Here is a 17,562-nt window from a genome sequence, read left to right as displayed (position 1 = left end):
TGTAGCTCGACAGCATCACGACGTGTGTCATCTTGTGCATCACAGATTGTGTTTTGGGCAGAAATTCTGCCCAAAACGTCAGCATTCCTGACGTTTTCCATCCGGTAGTGACTGTTGTTACGTAGCGTGACGCTCAATTTGTGACGCTGCGTGACAATTGTCACGCTCCGTCATAATGATGGTCTGTTCAGTTGTCACCCCGGTTGGACCTTGCGCCTCGCGCGAGCACAGGGCGTGCCTTGACAGTAACTTGGGCTGGTCCAGCATGGGCTCCACGTCAAAAGGAGAATCGGCATGCATCATTTTTCAGTCGGTAAGGCTAAATCGGTTGACCTCACTTCCTTGACCAACGGGGACGTCTTCATTTGCAGCGCTCCCGACGGGCACGGTTACCGGACTGGCTTGGTGTTCGGCGAGCGGGGCGTGCTGTTTCTATCCGGGCCCGAGCGGTTCGTGGCCATCCAGAGGGCATTTCTCAGGACTCCGGTCGTCGGCTGTCCGGCGTGGACGAATCTCGCCCTCCGCGTCCCGCCGACATCCGAGGCAGCCGGGTGGCAAAGCGCCAAGGCTGGGCGCATCGTGCTCGACGACCGGGGCGCGCACCTGGTCTTCCAGTGGAGGGATGAGGAAGGCCGGCCAGGCGGCTTTTCGGCGCTGTCTTTGGTCACATGGACCCACGGCGGGGTCCCGCCGGGCATTGCGCTCGACACTTGGTCACTCGTCCGGATCGACGACGCCGGACGTGACGCTGTCCTCGTCGACGGTCCGGACTGACATTGGATGAAATGATTTGCAAGGCGGGACGCGAGGTGCTGGAAATCCGGAAGCATCCCGCAGCCGGGTGCTGAGCTCCTCATGGATAATCGGTTGGTGAGGGCCCTGAGGGGGCAGGACGGAGTCGCCTCCGGCCGCGGAGACTACGAAAGACCCGGCATTCCACGCACTGGCCTGACGTTGCGTGCCTCAGCTATTCCATTCAAGCGCGTGGTTCGTAGTGGGGCCGCGAGCCGACGAGAAGCGTAAGCCTGTCAGTCGACCGTGCTTCTTCAGGAAATTGGCATCCCTGCCGATAAAGGGGCCGGGCCGGATTGATTGAACTACTTCGAAGAGATTGCCGCCATGGATGCAGGTGATAATCAGATCGTGCTCTCGGGTTGGCGGTCATGGCGACTTCGCCGAATGAAAATCACCCCACCGGTCGCTGCATGGCCAATTCTTGCGACCGTAATGGCCGGAGTGTTTTTCTTGACCGGACGCGTCTATCGTCTCGGATAAACAACGTCACGCGCACGGCCGTGCCAACGCGCTCGTGTGGACGATTTGGCGCAGTGTCTTTCCCGTGGGATCAGTGGCACTTGAATAGGCCAGCGGCGCCACACCCCAGGTGCCAACCCAGGGGGCGAGCACACGGGCGGCATGGACGGCAGAAGACGTCACGGCGAGGAGACAGGCAGCGCTCAGTGCCTTGGGGAGGAGACGTGTCATGGGCGAGTGGGCTTATGGGGGAGGGGAGCGAATCGTGCCATCGCGCATCAGGCGCAACGCGAGCAAGCGATCACATTTTCCGCATCGGTTGGCGGCTTTTGACGGTGAACCGTTCCATCCGGGCGGGTGCCGGTTCTGTCGATCCGCGGTGGAGTGAAATCATTTCACCCATTTGGAGTGATCGTGGGGCAGTGCAGTGTGGCGCGCCCGAGCATCCCGGACGTGCAGGCCGAAAGAGTTGCGATGGCCGGGATGGCGCCGCGCGGAAAGTGTGCGATGTTGGGTATCATGTGACGAGGGGCGTGCAACCCGACACGGCATGCGAGAGGGGGCAATTTCGGTGGTTTGCGGCATTTTTGGTTTTTCTGGGATCGTACATTCCCCTGATCGTCGTCTTGCTGGTGCAGGACATCGGCAAGGCGTTTTTGAGGGCGGATTCGCTCTGGTCACCTCCAGAGGTGTAGGGCGTGGCAATACTGGCGCAAGACGCTCGCCCATGCCGGGTCTGTCAGGCAAGCAATTGGGGTCAATCGTCAACCGAATCGTGTAGCGTCCATGTCAGACACCATCTACTGTCCATACACCGACCAGGACATCGACCGTTCGTTGTCGAACAATGAGCACATCTTTCCCCTCTCACTGGGCGGGTCGAATGCGTTCTGCATTCCGGTATCCCAGGCCTTCAATTCCCAAGCGGGGGCGACGATTGATGGCGCACTCGCGAACGATTTTCTGGTGTCGTTCCGCCGCCGTCACTTCAATACAAGGGGGCACAGCAATCAGCCGCCTACTGTGCGAAGCAGGCACTCCACCATCGGCGAACCAGGCAGGCCAGTCCAAGTCGAGTTCAGGGGCCAAGACGCGCCCGGACTATTCGACCCGGTCGCAAGGCGTCTCTTGAGACCGGAAGAGGCCGCCGGCTTGGCCCTTACCAGTTCATTTCGTATGCAGCGTTACAGCCGGATCAACTTCGCCTCGAAGGTGGCCCTGTCAGCGGGCTATGCCGTGTTTGGGGAGTGGTTTCGCCGAAACGTCAACCATGCTTCGGTACGTGCACTGATGAACTTCCGGGGCGGCCTCAAATGTCTGGACATCTCATCATTCCCCCTCGGTGTCGTCGACGAATTCTCGTCGCCAACGGCCGAAGACGCGGCGCAACTTGCCGTTGAGAAGGCCTTCTGCAGATCGGTGAGGGGCTCTTGCGTGTATTTCGTGCCCGGCCCTTCGAACATGGGCGTGACTGTGGGCGTCCTCGGCCAGTTCGCCGCAACGTTGAACATCGAGGCAGATACCGATGCCTTCCCGTTTGATCATCCTGTTGCCGGTCAAAATGACCTCGGCCACGCGGTGTTGATTGAAAATGCGGTCGTTGAGCGGATGTCTTACCGTGCCCTTGCGTCGCTGGTGCACCGTCGCGACCAAGGGCGCGTGGAGGTCGGGCCGCGTGGCATCTGAGGCGGGAATGAGCGCGAGGCGCGGCGTCCCTACGCCCGTACTGGCGCAGTGCACAGTATCATTGCCATACGTTTAGTGAAGCAAAGTGCTTCCGCGTGAAGGGACAAGGATTCCATGAAGCTCGTACGGATATCGCTGTCAAATTTCCAGTCATTCGGGCCTGACCCGACGTCGGTGGAGTTGGGGGCCTTGACGTTTCTCATCGGCCCCAACGGCTCGGGTAAGACGGCCGCACTGACCGCGCTCTGCCGTATGTTCGGCACGGACCCTTCGCTCCGGCAGGTGGTGCGTTCCGACTTCCACGTGCCCAAGGGACATGCGCCCAAGGATGGTGAGGCCGCATCCTTGTGGCTAGAGGCGGAGTTCTCGCTTGATGAAGCCAAGGAAGGGGCCGAGACCGGCGCGGTGCCGGTTTTCTTCTCCCACATGCAGCTCGCCGATGCCGAGGATGCCCCCCGCCTTCGCGTCCGGCTGACGGCAGTCCTCGACAGTGCGGGCGAGATTGACCAGAGGCTCGAATACGTCCTGGTCGCCGATGCCCACGGCGTGCCAGTGAATGTCCGGACCATGCCAAAGGCGGACCGTCAGGCCATCCACGTCCATTACCTACCGGCACGGCGAAACCCGGCCGACCACGTCTCCTATGCGGCGGGCTCGTTGGTTGGTCGGCTGCTGCGGGCCGCCGACTGGACCCACGAGCGTCAGACTGTGACGACCCTCGGCGAGCAGTTGGAGGACGCGGTCGTTGCCAACAAGGGCGTTGCTGCGTTCGGCGAAGTCCTTGGCAAACAGTGGGCCGGGCTGCACAAGGGCGAGTTCTACACCGCTCCTGGCATTTCCTTCGGAGGCGGCGCGCTCGATCAGGTCCTCCGGCAGGTGTCGGTGAGTTTTGGCCCGGGCCATGGTGAGCCATCCGTCGCCTTCCATCGCCTGAGCGACGGTCAGCAGTCGCTGTTTTACCTCTCGATGGTCCTCACGAGCCACGCCATCGGGGCCGCGGTCATCAACCAGACGGAGGAAGCCTTTGACATCGACCGCCTGCGCCCACCAGTGTTTACCCTCATGGCCGTCGAGGAGCCCGAAAACAGCCTCTCTCCGCATTACCTCGGCCGAGCCCTCTCCGCGCTGCGCTCCTTGGCTGCCGCCGGAGACGGCCAGGCGTTGGTGGCGACCCATGCACCGTCAATCTTGAGGCGCGCGGAGCCGGCCGACATTCGTTACCTCCGGCTTGATGCCGATAGGCAGACAGGCGTCCGCCGCGTCGTTCTGCCTTCGAAGACCGATGAGGCGCACAAGTTCGTGCGTGAAGCAGTCATGGCCTTCCCTGAGCTCTACTTCTCGAGGCTCGTGGTTCTTGGTGAAGGTGACAGCGAGGAGATTGTGTTGCCGCGCATCCTTGCAGCGGCCGGGGTCGAAGGGGACGGCGCATCGGTGTGCGTAGCGCCGCTCGGCGGTCGGCACGTCCAGCATTTCTGGCGCCTTCTCCATGGGCTCAGCATTCCCTACGTGACCTTGCTTGATCTCGACCTTGGGCGGTATGACGGGGGGTGGGGGCGCATCAAGGTGGCTCACAAGCACCTGCGGCAGTTTCCGGTGGGCCCCGGTGGGAAGGACAAGGCGACCGTCAGCACCATGCCAAAGTGGGACCATGACGACGAGAACAGTAACGAGATGGTTGCCGAGCTCAACGACCTGGAGAAAGCCAACGTCTTTTTCTCCACGCCGCTCGACCTCGACCTTGCCATGCTCCGTGCGTTTCCCGCGGCGTATGGCGTAACCGACGAAGAGCGGAAAGAGCCGGACGATGCAGCCCTTCGCGCGGTGCTGGGGAAGAGCGGAAAATCGATGAAACTTCTCGGGAATACGGTCAGTCTCTTCGACGCCTACCATACCCGCTTCAAGCTCAGCAGCAAGCCGGCAAGCCACCTCGATGCGATGGCAAAGCTTGATGACGAGGCGCTCCTCGCCGCGTTGCCGACACGACTTGGGCATCTTGCAGCACGAGTCATCGAGTTGCTGAAGGACGTCCCGGAATGATGGCCCCTGCACAGTGGGCGCCAGCCGATGGCCTTGAGCTCGAGCCCAATGCCCGCATTGCTGTGCTTATGGAGAAAGGATCATCGGTCGTGATTGCCGGGCCTGGCGCCGGGAAGACCGAGCTCCTCGCCCAGCGCGCCGATTTTCTGCTACGGACTGGGCTATGCCGTTATCCGCGACGCATCCTCGCCATCTCGTTCAAGACGGATGCGGCCCGCACATTGGGGGCCCGTGTGCGCAAGCGGTCCGGCTCTGAGCGGGCAGGGCGGCTCGATAGCATGACCTTCCATGCCTTCGCCCGGCGTCTCCTTGAGGTCTTTCGTCCAACTCTCACAGGGTCTGATGCTCTGGACGCCGGGTTCACGGTTGGCCAAAAGCGCATAGGCCGAACGCAGGTGTCGTTCGACGAGCTCCTGCCCTTTGCGCTGAAGGTCATGAAGACCGAGCCAATGGTTGCCCGCGCCGTGCGGATGACGTACAGCCACGTGTTCCTCGACGAGTTCCAGGACTGCACGAAGGAGCAGTACGCGCTCGTCAAGTCGCTTTTTGCAGGGGCCGGCATCGATCTGACAGCTGTGGGCGACACCAAGCAGCGCATCATGGGTTGGGCTGGTGCGCTTGAAGGGGTATTCGACAGGTTCCGCGTGGATTTTGATGCGAAGGCGGTGACGCTCTTCCAGAACTTCCGGTCGAAGATGAGGCTTCGCCGTGTCCAGAATGCCATGGTGAGGGTGATGGAACTGGCGGCCGCGCTCGACGACGAGGTGCTTGCCGGTGAGGACGGATGGGTGGATGTCAGTGCCCACGCCACGTGCGAGGCAGAGGCAGAGGCCATTGCGGACCGCATCGCGCAGTGGATGGAAGGTGGCATTCCCGCAGGCGAGATAGCCATTCTGGTGCCGCGCGAGCCCCACTTTCTCTGCCAACCGCTGACCCGGGTGTTGACGGATCGAGGCATTGCGTTTCGAAACGAGCAAGACCTTCAGGACTTGTCGACGGAGCCGGTCGCCGAACTCATGATCGACTATCTTCGCGCGCTCGCCGACAAGCCTGCGCCGGAAGCCTACGCGGCGCTCATGCATGCCTTGACAGACAGTGGGGACGGTGACGATGAAAAAGGCGGGTGGGTGAGGTTCATCGAACGGCAGCGACAGACGCTCCGGGCGGCGAAACCCGCGCGGCGCGCCGCCGAAATGCGCAACGCTGTCCATGCTTTTCTCGACCGCTTTGGACCCGCCAACCTCCTAGGGCTCTCACCCGAGTATGCCGATGCCGTGCACGTCAATGTTATCGCCTCGACGGTGTGCGACCACCTGGAAGTGCTGCTTGACGAAACGGGCGACCTTGCATTGTCCCTAAGCCGTTTTGCGGCCGAGGGAACGGTGCGCATCATGACCATTCACAAGTGCAAGGGCATGGAGTTCGAGGCGGTCGTGATGCCAGCCACCGAAACGCAGACATGGTGGGGAAATCGGGAAGAGGCACGACAGTCGTTCTTCGTGGGTGTGTCCAGGGCAAAGACGCATCTGCTCTTGACGTCCGCAGCGCGCCGCGACAAGCCGCCGGGGTTTCCACGGCAGTGGAGCGTGACGAGGGACGCGGACACGGAATTCACTGGGTACGCACGCGCCGAAACGGGAGGAGTGGATTCGGGCGCGCCATGATGCGGGTCGTAGGGACAAAATCGGCCCTTGGATCGAGTGAATGCGTCGATCAAGGACGATTTTTCTAGACCACCTGACCTTACTAAACCACCTGACCGGCGGGGCAGATGCGATCCGGTACACATCCCGGTACACCCGGAATTGCCCCGAGGCCTCGGCGGAGAGTGAGTCCGCCGAATCCCACGCTCTCCGCCAACCTCGGTTCGCCTTTATTTTTCAGGCTCTTAGCGAGCCCTGAACACCGCGTTCTGAGATCCTAGGTTGGTCGCATTTTATGCGTCTAACCCATCATTTGCTTCGCTACCCCAGCGGAATGTGGCATTTCCGCATCGCGGTCCCCCGCGACCTTCAGTCGACCTTTGGTGCGCGCGTCATCAAGCGCAGCCTAAAAACCCATGATCCCGTTTTGGCCACGCGTTTCGCATACGTCTTTGTAGCGCGGTATGCTCAGGCCTTCGCGGAGGCGAGAGGGAAGGGAGCATGGGAAGCAGTTTCGACGACTACCTGAAGGGCCTGTGCCGGTTCGAAATCGAGCCGAACACCGACTGTGGCTATGCGGTGCGCACGGATGGATCGAAGCAGGACAATACCGCCGCATTAAAGGCGTTGGATATCGTCACGCGTGTGCGCAGTCCGGGTCTGCAAGAAAGGCCGACGACGGCTCCCCAGCCCACGGTGGGTGTCGACACTGACGAAGACGTTCCGACGCTAGGCGAGGCTCTGACTACCAACACCGAGGGGGGCTCCGAACCTGCGCCCGGATACATGGCAGCAGCGGGAGCGTGCGGGGCTATGGGGAGCCATCTCGAAGGTAACCGGCGATAGGCATTCGAACGGAAACAGGGGGAAACTATGTTATGGCACTCAGTCCAACAGGGCCTGACGGTCCTGCTTCATTGGCAGACCTACGTTGCCATGCTGGAGTTCTTGCTCATCACGATGGCGCCGCGGACCCTGATCGGATTGACCGTGGAGCGATACCCAACGGTTGCCGCCATTGGCTGCCTGATGCCGCTGCTATTCACGATGATCCAAGTTCTTGCGGTGATCGCATTTGTTCTAACGCTTGCTCCACTGATTTTTGGCCGGACCGATGGCGCGGCGTGGTCCTTTCCTTGGATGTTTATGGCTACGGAGCCCGGCACCTTCATCAAACTTTTTCTGATGACGGCCGTAGCGGGAATATTGCTGTCCTTGGTACGGCTCGACCTCTTTGCTAACGCGCTCATGGGATGCGTCGTGTTGGCATTTGTCGCCAAGAACGTTGGAAGTCAGGTAGGCGTGTCTGTCGCAGTATGGCCAGGATTTTGGTTTGTAGTGGGCATTCTAACTGTGTCAGGTGTCCTGTTTTACGTTGGCCTATTGCTGACCGCGGGTATCGCCAGTCCGTTCGGCGAGAACTCAGCAGAGATAGGGGAAATGGTGGCATTCCCCCTCAGCGCAGTTCTGATGTTCTTGCCAGTTTTCATCTACGGTGGCTGGTTGCTACAGCGGATGCGACCAGCTTAAATCTGCATGATCTTCAATCAGAGTATCGGCTCAAACAACCAAAACCTATCACCCTAAGGACATGGAAAATGGCCGCGTCGAAACAGGCAACGAAGAAAGCAACGAAGAAAACTGCCGTTAAAGGGGAACGCAAGGCGACTGCATCCGTAAAGCTCTCGTCTAAAGAGGAGGCGCCTCAAGTAAAACGTGGCTATCTGAAACAGTCCGATGTTCCGGCCGCATCACTAGACGAAGCATTGAGAGTAGCCGGCGCTATTCTGGAGCACTATGCCGGCAAACCCTCGTCGCCCCTCCACTTGGCAAAAGCACTGAACGTAGATCCAAAAGGATCTCAATTTCGCGTGCTAACTGGTGCGTCCATTGCATTTGGCTTGACTGAGGGTGGCGCTCAGGCGTCCACCATCAGCGTAACGGACCTCGCCCGCCGCATTTTGCGTCCAACGGTGGAGGGAGGCGCGGACGTTGCCAAGAGGGAGGCGGTGCTTACCCCCCGCGTGTTTGGAGAGTTCTTGCGGAACTACGATGGCCATAACTTTCCGCGAAGTGATCTGGCGATAAACGTCTTGGAAGGAATGGGCGTACCGCGGGACAAAGCGGGAGAGGTGTTGGAGCGCATTGAGAGCAGCGCCCGCGGCGTGGGTTACATTGAAGAAATCCGTGGCAAGTTTTACGTTCATCTGACCGGTGCGCAGAGCACTGCGGTGCCGCCGTTAGTAACTGTTACGCCGCCCCTTCCGACTGAGGACTTTTCCTCATCCGAGGGCGAGGTGGTTGGGCTGGGTGGTGACGTTCATAACGGCCCGCCTCTTAAACCTGCATCTCCACGCAGCCCAATGGCGACAGCCATTGCAGACGATGCACGCCGTCGCAAGGTATTCATTACTCACGGGAAGAACCGAGATTTGGTGGATCCCATCAAAAAGCTTCTGGAATACGGAGAACTCGTTCCCATCGTATCGGCTGAGCGACAATCGGTGTCCAAGCCCGTGCCGGAAAAGGTGATGGATGATATGCGCAACTGTGGTGCGGCGATCATCCATGTAGACGCAGAACGCACAATCACCGATGACGCTGGCGTCCAGCACGTCATCATTAACCCCAATGTCCTGATTGAGATTGGTGCTGCAATGGCGTTTTATGGACGGCGCTTCATTCTTCTAGTGCGAGACGGCGTCAAGTTGCCCTCAAACCTTCAGGGTCTTTATGAGGTGCGTTATACAAACGAGACATTGGATGCGACGTCGACAATCAACCTCTTAGACGCGATTAAAGATATCAAAAACTACGCTCTACCAACGGATGTGGCCGAAGATTAAGCCGACGTCGGGACTTGTTAGTTGTAAGGCAAGAATTCGCCACATTAGAGACGCTGTCGGCAGACGGACCATCGTCGCTGCCGGGGCTCGCCTAAGAGTCAGCCGCAAGGCAGGCACTGCGGCGTGGTGCCTGCTTCCAGCCGGGCCACGCGCATGACCTGCCAGGCGATGACGCCCGTGGTGATCAACGTACTCAGGCCGCCGATGACCGGGGGCGCACCGACCTGAGGGGAGGCAGGCGCACCGAGGCGGAGCGGCAGGTTGGCCAGCGTCGTGGCGACCCATACCGCCAGGCCCGCGGGCCAGCCGGCAGCAGGCCGGTGCGGCCAGCCTGAGGTGCGTACGCGTTTCGCTGGTCATCGTTCCCTCCACGTTTGGCAGGCAGGATTCCGTCTTGTCGTCGCATGAATTGAGACCACACGGGCGCTTTCCGCAAAAGCAACATCGAATAGCAAGCTCTGAAAATCGAATGCAAGAGCGCGTCTATGTGTGGTGCCTAACATCGCCCTTCAAAGCCAAGCTGAGTCACCAGCGAAAGCAAACGTCACTGGCGATGGCGCCCTACAGGATGCCCGCCGGAGCCACGGGCAAGGTCTGGACGAACGCCAGGACCTGGCGCTCGTCCTCCCTCGATCGGGCCAGCACTACCAGTTGGGCGATGTTGCTCCGGGTCAGTAGGCGACGGCCATGGGCGATTGCCTCGCTGGCCTCCGTCAGTGCCGGTTCGATGTCCTGGATCGCCCTGGCCATCTCCCGGCGATGCTTCTCTGGCAGGGTCGCCACGTCCACGACCTCCAGGGCCTTGATCACGTTGCCCGACCGCTGGACCAGGAGGGTCCACAGGTCGTTGCGAGGGTAGAGCGCGGCCAAGCCTTCCACGTGGCCCTTGTTCTCGTCGACATACACCGGATCCGGGCCCACCTTCAGCCCTTGGGCCCGACGCTGGGCGATCTCGGCCGGGGTGGCTTCCCGCGCCACCATGATCGCGCCGTTCTGCCGGCGCACCATGCCATTGAGATGGGCCAGGACGGACTCCGGCAGGCCCCGGGTTCGATCCTTAAGAACGGCCAGGGTCTGCTTGATCCAGGTTCCGCCGCCTTCACCTGCCTTCATCGCCTCGATACGGGCCAGAAGGGCCGGCACTTGGAGTTGGAGGGAGGTCAGTTCCTCCCGTTGCTCCTTCGCTCGGAGATCCCGGTGGAAGGTCTTGGTCAGTTGCTTGAAGTTGACCGAAAAGTTCTTGGCCCCGCACCGGTGCCCAATGTTGGTGATCGCCCCCTGTTCGGTCTGGACCAGATAGCCCTTGCCATGGCCGGTCCGGCAGTGCTTCAGGCCGCACGGGTGGTAGTCGGGAAACGCATAGTTGCCGAGGATGCTCTTCAGCGGTGACGCCTTGGCGTCCAGGATCGCCACGAAACCCGGCCAAGTTTCAATCTCTTCCCACGACTGAATCCGGACAAGGCCCTGGTCGGTGTTAAGGGTGATCATGCCTTTTCTCCTTGGATGGTGGGCGCATTCTGACGCGTCCAAATCTCAGCCCATGAGATGAATGAGAAAAATCCGGCTAGGGAAAAAGTGAGGAAGCAGCTCTGCGGCTGTGCTGAGCGGGAGGTGTGCAAGGCGAGGGGCAGACACGCATCGGTGCAGAGGGCTGAAGCCGAGTGTGGCCATTCAACTTGGCCCCTCGGGGCCGAAGGACGCGATCTCCGTGGTCCGACGGACAGTCAGCCCGGCCGACCGGAAACCCGCCGGCCTCTATAGCGCATTCGGATGTCTCTTCACAAGGCGGCATGAGCCGCACGGCGGGCTTATGATGGGGCCGCTCCCGGGGGAAGGGGAATGCAGTTGCTGTTTCGTTGGACCGCGTCGTTTTTGTCGGGGCGGCCTTGCTCGCCTTAGTTCCAGAACCACTATGGTGACTCCAGTGACTGATACACCACTCCATAAGATTTCCGCCCTTCGCCACGACCTCCAGAACCCGTACGCCTACATCGAGGATATCGATGGGGGCACCGAGCGGCTCCGGCCTTCGGGTCTTCCGACATCCCCCAAGCAGGTTCAGAAAGGGCGCCGGCACACGGAAGAAGCGATCAAGGCGGCCGCACGCGAGGTCCACATCGAGCTTTGGACCCGGCGGGCCGAGTTCTGGGGGACGCCGCCGATTGACCCCATCGAGGTCATCGATGCCAAAAAGGCCATTGAGCTGATCGGCTACCGCCTTGAGATGTCCGACGGTCTCGGCTTCCGGCAGGTCCAGAAGGGTCATCAGGAAGTGGCCGGACTCATTGATCGGACGGAGCGCGTTATTCGTCTGTCCCGTCAGTTTCCCGGCCCGGCGATGGCGTTTACTCTGGCGCACGAATTGGGCCATGCCGTCCTCCATCCGAATGGCGGCGGAATTCACCGCGACCGCTCGCGCGATCGCTCCGGAGCGTCGAGAAGTACAGCGGAGTTTGAGGCGGACCGCTTTGCAGTCCACTTCCTGATGCCCGAACGTGTCGTTTGGGCGCGGTTCGAGGACCGCTTCGGCGCGGCGCCGTTCGTCCTCAACGACGAAACAGCGTTTGCACTTCGCATGAAAAACCTCGACGTTGCAAGCGAGCGCTTGCCGACGGGCCGATCACTTTCGCGACATCTCGCCGGCTTGGAGCAGTACAACACGCGCCATTTTACGTCGCTCGCCTCACTTTTCGGTGTCTCGGTAGCCACGATGGCCATCCGCCTGGAAGAACTCAAGCTGGTGTAGGGTCGTAGGACGGCGCCTGACGTCGGCCGATTGCATGTAAGCCGTCCGCGTTTGCGAAAAACTCAGTGATCTAAGAGCGGCAAACGGATAAACGATGAGCGACAGAGCAATGGATCGCCCTACGAGTGTGTCAAGCGGGCGTGCAGCGAAGACCGGATCGCGAGTAAGCGCAGTAGCATCGGCGCACTGAAAAGGACGGAGAGTTCACACATGGCGGTTTCCGACTGGTCGGCAGGAATTTCGGCGGCTGCTGCCGTCGTGCAGGCGATCTTTAGCGTCGTGGCTATCCGAGCTGCTGCGAAGATAGCTAGTAACCAACAGTCTCACGCGGCCAACGTACGTGTTGCCGAAGCGCAGCTTTTGGCGCGAGATGTCGCCATTCAGATCGCGCCAGGCATGACTAAATGGGCTGAGCGCGCGAAAACTTGGTTGGCCGGAATCAATGCTGGTGGTGTGCCGGCGCTTGCGCCACTGGCAGCCATTGCGGACAACGTCGATCTGATCGCAATACCGAAAACTGTTCTCATCATGAACGGCGAGTACCGCCAGTTGGGCCCAGCCGCGCATGCGGTGCAGCGGGCCGTGGTTGCCCAAGCGAACCTGCGCGAGGCCGCGCCATTTATCGCCACGTACTGGGCCCAGGCAGCGCTCGGAAGGGGGGATCCGGCCGCCAGAGACCAGCATTTGCAGGCCGTGCGCGTGTACTGTCAGGCAGTTGTTGACGCCGAATCGCAGGTTATTGCTGTGAGGGATAGCTGACGGTCTCACGGCGCCTTCTCCGTTTTACTAAGAACTCGCGCGTCCTTAGTTGGTGACTAAGTGCGCGTTTTCTGCGAGCTCCTGCGTCGATGAATTGATGCGAATCAATATCATGATTGAGAAATCGCAGGCAGGATGGGGAATTCTCGAAAGTCAGTTGACAACACGAGGTAATGTCGTTGAATCTCTCGCCGTGAGTTTGGATGGATATCACGTCGTGTACTGACGATTAGCTCGTTCCGTCATACACAAACGCATCGCACACGATGTCGCTGAAGTGATGAATTTAACTTCGCACTGAGAGGCCGCTCGTTCCGCCTTGAACTGCTCTTTCGTCGCGATCCAAGGATGAAACGTGAGGTTGATTGTCTCAGGATGGCGACGGCCGCGACCCGGGTGGACTTGGCGAGGTACGTTGATTGGTGTCGTCGCGGGAGTGCACTTGGGATTGGTGTTGGCCATCCATTCGATGCATCCAGTCCAGTTGATGGCACGGGACCACGCATGGCTCGACGCGATCGACGTGCGGTTCATTGACGTGGCCCGCCATCGCATTGCTGCCCCTGCGGCCACAAAGGTGATAGCGGACGCGGGTAAGCCAAGGCCCCCCACGCGCAAACCCGTCCGGCCCACCACCACAGTCCCCCCGGTTGAGAAGGTCACGCCAGCGAACAAGGTGAGTGAGAGTGCTCGCGCCGGTGTGCCGCAAGCCAAGCACGACCTTCCCGCACGCCAGTCACAAGTGAGCGACTACATGCCTGGAGGCAACGGACTCCGCGGCCAAGACTTCACCGCAGCACGACAGATCCGCCTACCAGGCGCGCCCACAGTAAAGGGCGCACCCCGCATCCGCATGGCCGACCCACGCACCCAAGGCCTGGCCGGCGTAGTCCGAATCATCGGAAGCATCACTGGCGCCGTCGACAAACATTGCGTGGATCTGGACACCTGGGAAGGGATGTCCGCAGAGGAGCGCATCGAACATAACGTGACCGAAGCAGACATGGCCCGCGCCCGCGACGAACACGGTTGCAGCGACCCATCATTGCGCTCTCGCACGCCACCGGGCCACACGAACCGATGAAGTGATGCGAGATATCGGAGCGACACCAGGCGGCCAACTCGCGCAAACAAACAGCGCAAAAAACATGGCCAACATTCTCAAACACAACGCCAGCCAGATCTGCTACGTTGCTTCCGTTGCCCGCGTCAACGTCGAACCGCCCAACGCGGACAACCACCGCCTCGACGGTGAGAGTCGCGAGCCAGAGGTGTTCGAGCACCCCTGACCCGCTAACCAAACGCAACTTAAGGAGAGTTGATTTGGCTACCCCAGATCATACGGCACTCGCTCGCCCGCCGGATCCCCCCGGCGACACCCCACCGGTTAACGGGCCGCCTGGCTAACGCACAGGCACGGTTGAAGAACCGCGGCGCGACCGTTTTGAGGCAATTCTTGATCGAATGAGGCAGGCATCCATGCCTGGAGCGCCTCACCGACGGTCATCGCCGCACCCACTTCATCAATCAAGCCACCCGGCGCCCGGGCACGGGCAGCCGGTGAACCCGCGAACCTATGGTCCGTGGCACGGCGGGTCGTTGCCTGTCGTGCCACGTTAGAACGCGGATCGTGGCGAGAGGAAAGCGAGATGACGATCATGAGCGAGACTTTTGAACACGCAGAAGACCAGAGCCACACGGAAGGTCTTCAATCCACGAACGACCTGTTCAACGAAGCAACGATGTGGCTGCAGTACGCACGCGGTGTCACGGCCACGTTGGCCGATCTGATTCATGAAGCGGAGGATGTGGACACGGGGCGCCTTTCGCTATCGCTGGAGGCCGTGGCGGCCATGATGCTTCTTAGTGCCAGGCAGCTGGGGGAGGCGAGGGCGCGGGCAAGTTGGGACGCGGTGAAGTCGGCCTGATTGATGGCCTCAAGCCCGCGCCGACGAACGATCCAGCCAGGAGCCTCTCGACGTAGCCAATAAGGTCGCTCAAGCGGCTTTTGCGTCCCACGCATCGACGATGTCAGGGACCTCGAAGGTGAGCACTGGACGCTGGCGGACCACGGCCACCACAGTCGGCTTGAGGAACTGGTTGGCAAGGGCGTGACGCGCCTTCTTCTCACCATAAAGCGTCTCGAGCATCTTGGGAGTGACCACCTGCGCAAGATTGGCGTTGACGTTGTCGAGCTCGTTTGCCGTAAGCATGAAAGTGCGGGCGAGGTATTCGAGCTGCTGACTGACCACGCGCATCATGGCTGAGCGATCGTCCTCACCCAGCGCCGAGGTAAACGTTGTCGCCAGGGCGCTGGCGACAAAGCCCCCGGCGATTCCGCCTGCGATCCGGCCCGCAATGGCGCCCGCTGGACCGAGGGGTGACATGACCACGCCTCCAACGATGGACCCGATGGCGCCGCCAGCGACGCCCGATGTAGTCACCGTGAGATTCTTGAGGAACTGCGCCTGTGACATCCGTCCTCGGAACAGCTTTATGAGATCAGGCCCGGTCGTCACGGCTACGAGAACAACGGATGTCACGACCATGCCCCGGAGCGCATGGTTGGCCTGATTGACAGTCGAAACACCAAGACCTTTCTCGAAGAACGCAAGCGTGGTCGAGGACGAGCCTGCGAGGTCTACATGCTTGGCGAGGGTCTGGACGAAGGCGAGGCGATGAAGCTGCTGGGTAGATACGTGGACGAGCACGGCGGTGCCGAACGTCTTTGCGCCCTGAATGGAGGCGGCCCGTAGCGCGGCTTTGTGGTCACCGGTGCTGACGTAGCAGAGCGTCGCCGTAATTCCAAAGCTGATACCGCCCGCGACCAATCCGCTGATGCTTCCCTCAATCAAATCGTACGAAAGGGACTCCATCGTGCCGAACTTGACGATTTGCTGCGCCTGTTTGTAGGTCAGGTGACCCTTCCGGAGATACTTTTCGGCGTGCTCGGGCCCAATCGGGTTTCCATTCGCGTCAAGGACCTTGCCTGCCCGCATTTTCTCCTGCATCGCCTTGAGCGCCTTGTCGTACTGGTCCTTCGGCACCTCCAGCACCATCGGGCCGCCGTCGGGGGCCCTGTACCTGTAAAAGCCCTCTTTGTTAAAGGCCTGTCCTACGGATTTGCCCGACGTCTTGCAGTACTTGGTCTGGATGTGCTCCGTGCCAACCATGCGATCGGCGCCATTCTTCGCGTTATCCGCGCCAATATGTTGCGCCTTGCGCCCGAGAAGGCGATCAATGCGGTGGTTGGCGACTTCCGCCGCAATGCCGTGGCCCTGGCTTCCAGTCGCCACGATGCCATGGTTGGTCCGCCATGCCTGCGCGCCGGCCATGAGGATGAGTCCGGACGACGCAGCCTCACTGATGAACTGGGCATTGGACTTCTGGCGGATGGACGCGCAAATGGCCTCGGTCGATGCGCAGATCTTCGAGCAATACCATTCGCCCCCCTCCGGAGCCCCGCCTACTTCAGCATGCCCACACGAATCACAGGTGCGGATATCCGAGGAACGCCGGAAACTGACGAAATGCACACCGTCGACAAACGTATGCTGCTCGCCAAACTCCAGGTGCCGGTCAACGAGGTCGTCATTGGCCGCCTGTGGTAGTCCGAACCGGTGTCGCGTCAGCTGCGTGAGAGCCGGGAGGTCGAGGCGCAGCGTTTCGGTGGCGATGTCGTCAATCCAGGCCATCTGCTCGTCGTACCACGCCTGCCGGAAGAACCACCGCGACCCGGCCAGCTCCATTTCCCGGAACCGGCCCTCCAGCACGTTCAAGGCCGCGATGCCGTTGAAGATTTCGCCAACCTCGGTGGTCCCAAGGACGTGGGCCTCGGTCAGTGACGCGATGACCGCGCTGGCCTGGACGTGGTTTGCGTCAGCGAACCGCGAGGCGACATCCTGTGTGACACCAGTTCGGGCAGTGAGATGCATGGTCAGCACCACGCTTGTGAGGATGCCACCGGCAAAATACAGCCAGCACACATAGCGCACGGTGTCGGGATCAACATCGAGGGCGGCAAATGGCAGGGGGCCGGCTGAGCCAAATGCAACCATAAGGGATGCGCCAATCGCCAGGGCGTAGGCCTGGTTCGTTTTCCTGGCGAAGTACGGAGCGTTGGCGCTGGCTGCAACGTTCTGGCGCTGGCGAAGGAGGTGCCGCAGGCAGGCGAGCCCTGAGATGACGAAGACCCCGGTCAGCGTGATGCTCGCCCAGTCCGGGCCAAGGCCACCGGACGCGCGATGCTGCGTTCCTGCGATGAGGAGGCCGACCGTCGCGCAAAGGCCGCAGGCGACAGCAACGGCGCGAAGCCGCAGGGGCCGCAGGACTGCTTCGACGACGAACCCGCAGAGCACCATCGGCGAAAAGGGGAGGAACACGCCAAGCGCAAGCAGCACCCCGGCGAGCCGAAGCACAAAAACAACGACCGGCCTGAGGATCGCTATGACCGCCAGTAAGACAATAACTCCAATGACAAATCCCATCTCGAGATCCTCTCTTTTGTGTGCAGGCCGCTTAGCGCTTTCGCAGCGCTACTTGCTTTCGAATCACATGGAACAATCCCACAAAGGCAAAGCCATACACGACC

15 protein-coding genes are annotated in these 17,562 nt (G+C 60.8%); 13 read left to right on the top strand and 2 right to left on the bottom strand.

The genetic code is table 11. From position 1 onward, the window contains the following. The first annotated feature begins 294 nt into the window (after nucleotides 1–294). From ACZ6YI_RS10990 to ACZ6YI_RS10955, 8 genes are all read left to right on the top strand, one after another. Nucleotides 295–774, top strand: a complete 480-nt coding sequence (locus ACZ6YI_RS10990) for a hypothetical protein (protein WP_465778675.1) — start codon at nucleotides 295–297, stop codon at nucleotides 772–774. A 1,266-nt stretch (nucleotides 775–2,040) separates the two neighbouring features. Continuing rightward, the gene (locus ACZ6YI_RS10985) at nucleotides 2,041–2,940 is read left to right on the top strand and encodes a hypothetical protein (protein WP_465778674.1); all 900 of its coding nucleotides are present in this window, start codon (nucleotides 2,041–2,043) and stop codon (nucleotides 2,938–2,940) included. A gap of 114 nt (nucleotides 2,941–3,054) precedes the next feature. Further along, nucleotides 3,055–4,977, top strand: coding sequence for an AAA family ATPase (locus tag ACZ6YI_RS10980; RefSeq protein ID WP_465778673.1), 1,923 nt, complete (start codon nucleotides 3,055–3,057; stop codon nucleotides 4,975–4,977). Beyond that, nucleotides 4,974–6,641, top strand: coding sequence for a UvrD-helicase domain-containing protein (locus ACZ6YI_RS10975; RefSeq protein WP_465778672.1), 1,668 nt, complete (start codon nucleotides 4,974–4,976; stop codon nucleotides 6,639–6,641). Before ACZ6YI_RS10980 ends, ACZ6YI_RS10975 begins: the two co-directional genes overlap by 4 nt. Before the next feature lie 274 nt (nucleotides 6,642–6,915). Then, nucleotides 6,916–7,149 (top strand): DUF6538 domain-containing protein, encoded by a 234-nt coding sequence (locus ACZ6YI_RS10970; protein WP_465778671.1) that lies wholly within the window; start codon nucleotides 6,916–6,918, stop codon nucleotides 7,147–7,149. Beyond that, a complete protein-coding gene (locus tag ACZ6YI_RS10965) occupies nucleotides 7,122–7,466 on the top strand; it encodes a hypothetical protein (RefSeq protein ID WP_465778670.1) in 345 nt (114 codons plus the stop codon). The genes ACZ6YI_RS10970 and ACZ6YI_RS10965 overlap by 28 nt, the downstream gene beginning before the upstream one ends. 90 nt (nucleotides 7,467–7,556) lie before the next feature. Then, a complete protein-coding gene (locus ACZ6YI_RS10960) occupies nucleotides 7,557–8,150 on the top strand; it encodes a hypothetical protein (RefSeq protein ID WP_465778669.1) in 594 nt (197 codons plus the stop codon). Nucleotides 8,151–8,218: 68 nt separating this feature from the next. Then, nucleotides 8,219–9,466, top strand: coding sequence for a TIR domain-containing protein (locus ACZ6YI_RS10955; RefSeq protein WP_465778668.1), 1,248 nt, complete (start codon nucleotides 8,219–8,221; stop codon nucleotides 9,464–9,466). A 561-nt stretch (nucleotides 9,467–10,027) separates the two neighbouring features. Here the strand turns inward: ACZ6YI_RS10955 and ACZ6YI_RS10950 are convergent. After that, nucleotides 10,028–10,954 (bottom strand): hypothetical protein, encoded by a 927-nt coding sequence (locus ACZ6YI_RS10950; RefSeq protein ID WP_465778667.1) that lies wholly within the window; start codon nucleotides 10,952–10,954, stop codon nucleotides 10,028–10,030. 436 nt (nucleotides 10,955–11,390) lie between these two features. Between ACZ6YI_RS10950 and ACZ6YI_RS10945 the strand changes: the two genes are divergently transcribed. The 5 genes from ACZ6YI_RS10945 (at nucleotide 11,391) to ACZ6YI_RS10925 (ending at nucleotide 14,899) form a co-directional block, all read left to right on the top strand. Next, nucleotides 11,391–12,212 carry an ImmA/IrrE family metallo-endopeptidase gene (locus tag ACZ6YI_RS10945; RefSeq protein WP_465778666.1) on the top strand — a complete coding sequence of 274 codons (822 nt, stop codon included), beginning with the start codon at nucleotides 11,391–11,393 and terminating at the stop codon, nucleotides 12,210–12,212. Nucleotides 12,213–12,422: 210 nt separating this feature from the next. After that, entirely contained in the window at nucleotides 12,423–12,971 is a 549-nt protein-coding gene (locus tag ACZ6YI_RS10940; RefSeq protein WP_465778665.1) for a hypothetical protein, read from the top strand. Nucleotides 12,972–13,425: 454 nt separating this feature from the next. After that, nucleotides 13,426–14,055 (top strand): hypothetical protein, encoded by a 630-nt coding sequence (locus ACZ6YI_RS10935; RefSeq protein ID WP_465778664.1) that lies wholly within the window; start codon nucleotides 13,426–13,428, stop codon nucleotides 14,053–14,055. Between the two features lie 64 nt (nucleotides 14,056–14,119). After that, nucleotides 14,120–14,260, top strand: a complete 141-nt coding sequence (locus tag ACZ6YI_RS10930) for a hypothetical protein (RefSeq protein WP_465778663.1) — start codon at nucleotides 14,120–14,122, stop codon at nucleotides 14,258–14,260. A gap of 360 nt (nucleotides 14,261–14,620) precedes the next feature. Further along, nucleotides 14,621–14,899 carry a hypothetical protein gene (locus tag ACZ6YI_RS10925; RefSeq protein WP_465778662.1) on the top strand — a complete coding sequence of 93 codons (279 nt, stop codon included), beginning with the start codon at nucleotides 14,621–14,623 and terminating at the stop codon, nucleotides 14,897–14,899. 69 nt (nucleotides 14,900–14,968) lie between these two features. Here ACZ6YI_RS10925 and ACZ6YI_RS10920 read toward each other — a convergent pair whose 3' ends face one another. Further along, entirely contained in the window at nucleotides 14,969–17,458 is a 2,490-nt protein-coding gene (locus ACZ6YI_RS10920) for a hypothetical protein (RefSeq protein ID WP_465778661.1), read from the bottom strand. Nucleotides 17,459–17,562: the final 104 nt, after the last annotated feature.

The organism is Luteibacter sp. NPDC104163, from assembly GCF_055584245.1.
The sequence above is the reverse complement of the archived record's forward strand: the minus strand, read 5'-3'. Positions and strand labels throughout refer to the sequence as shown.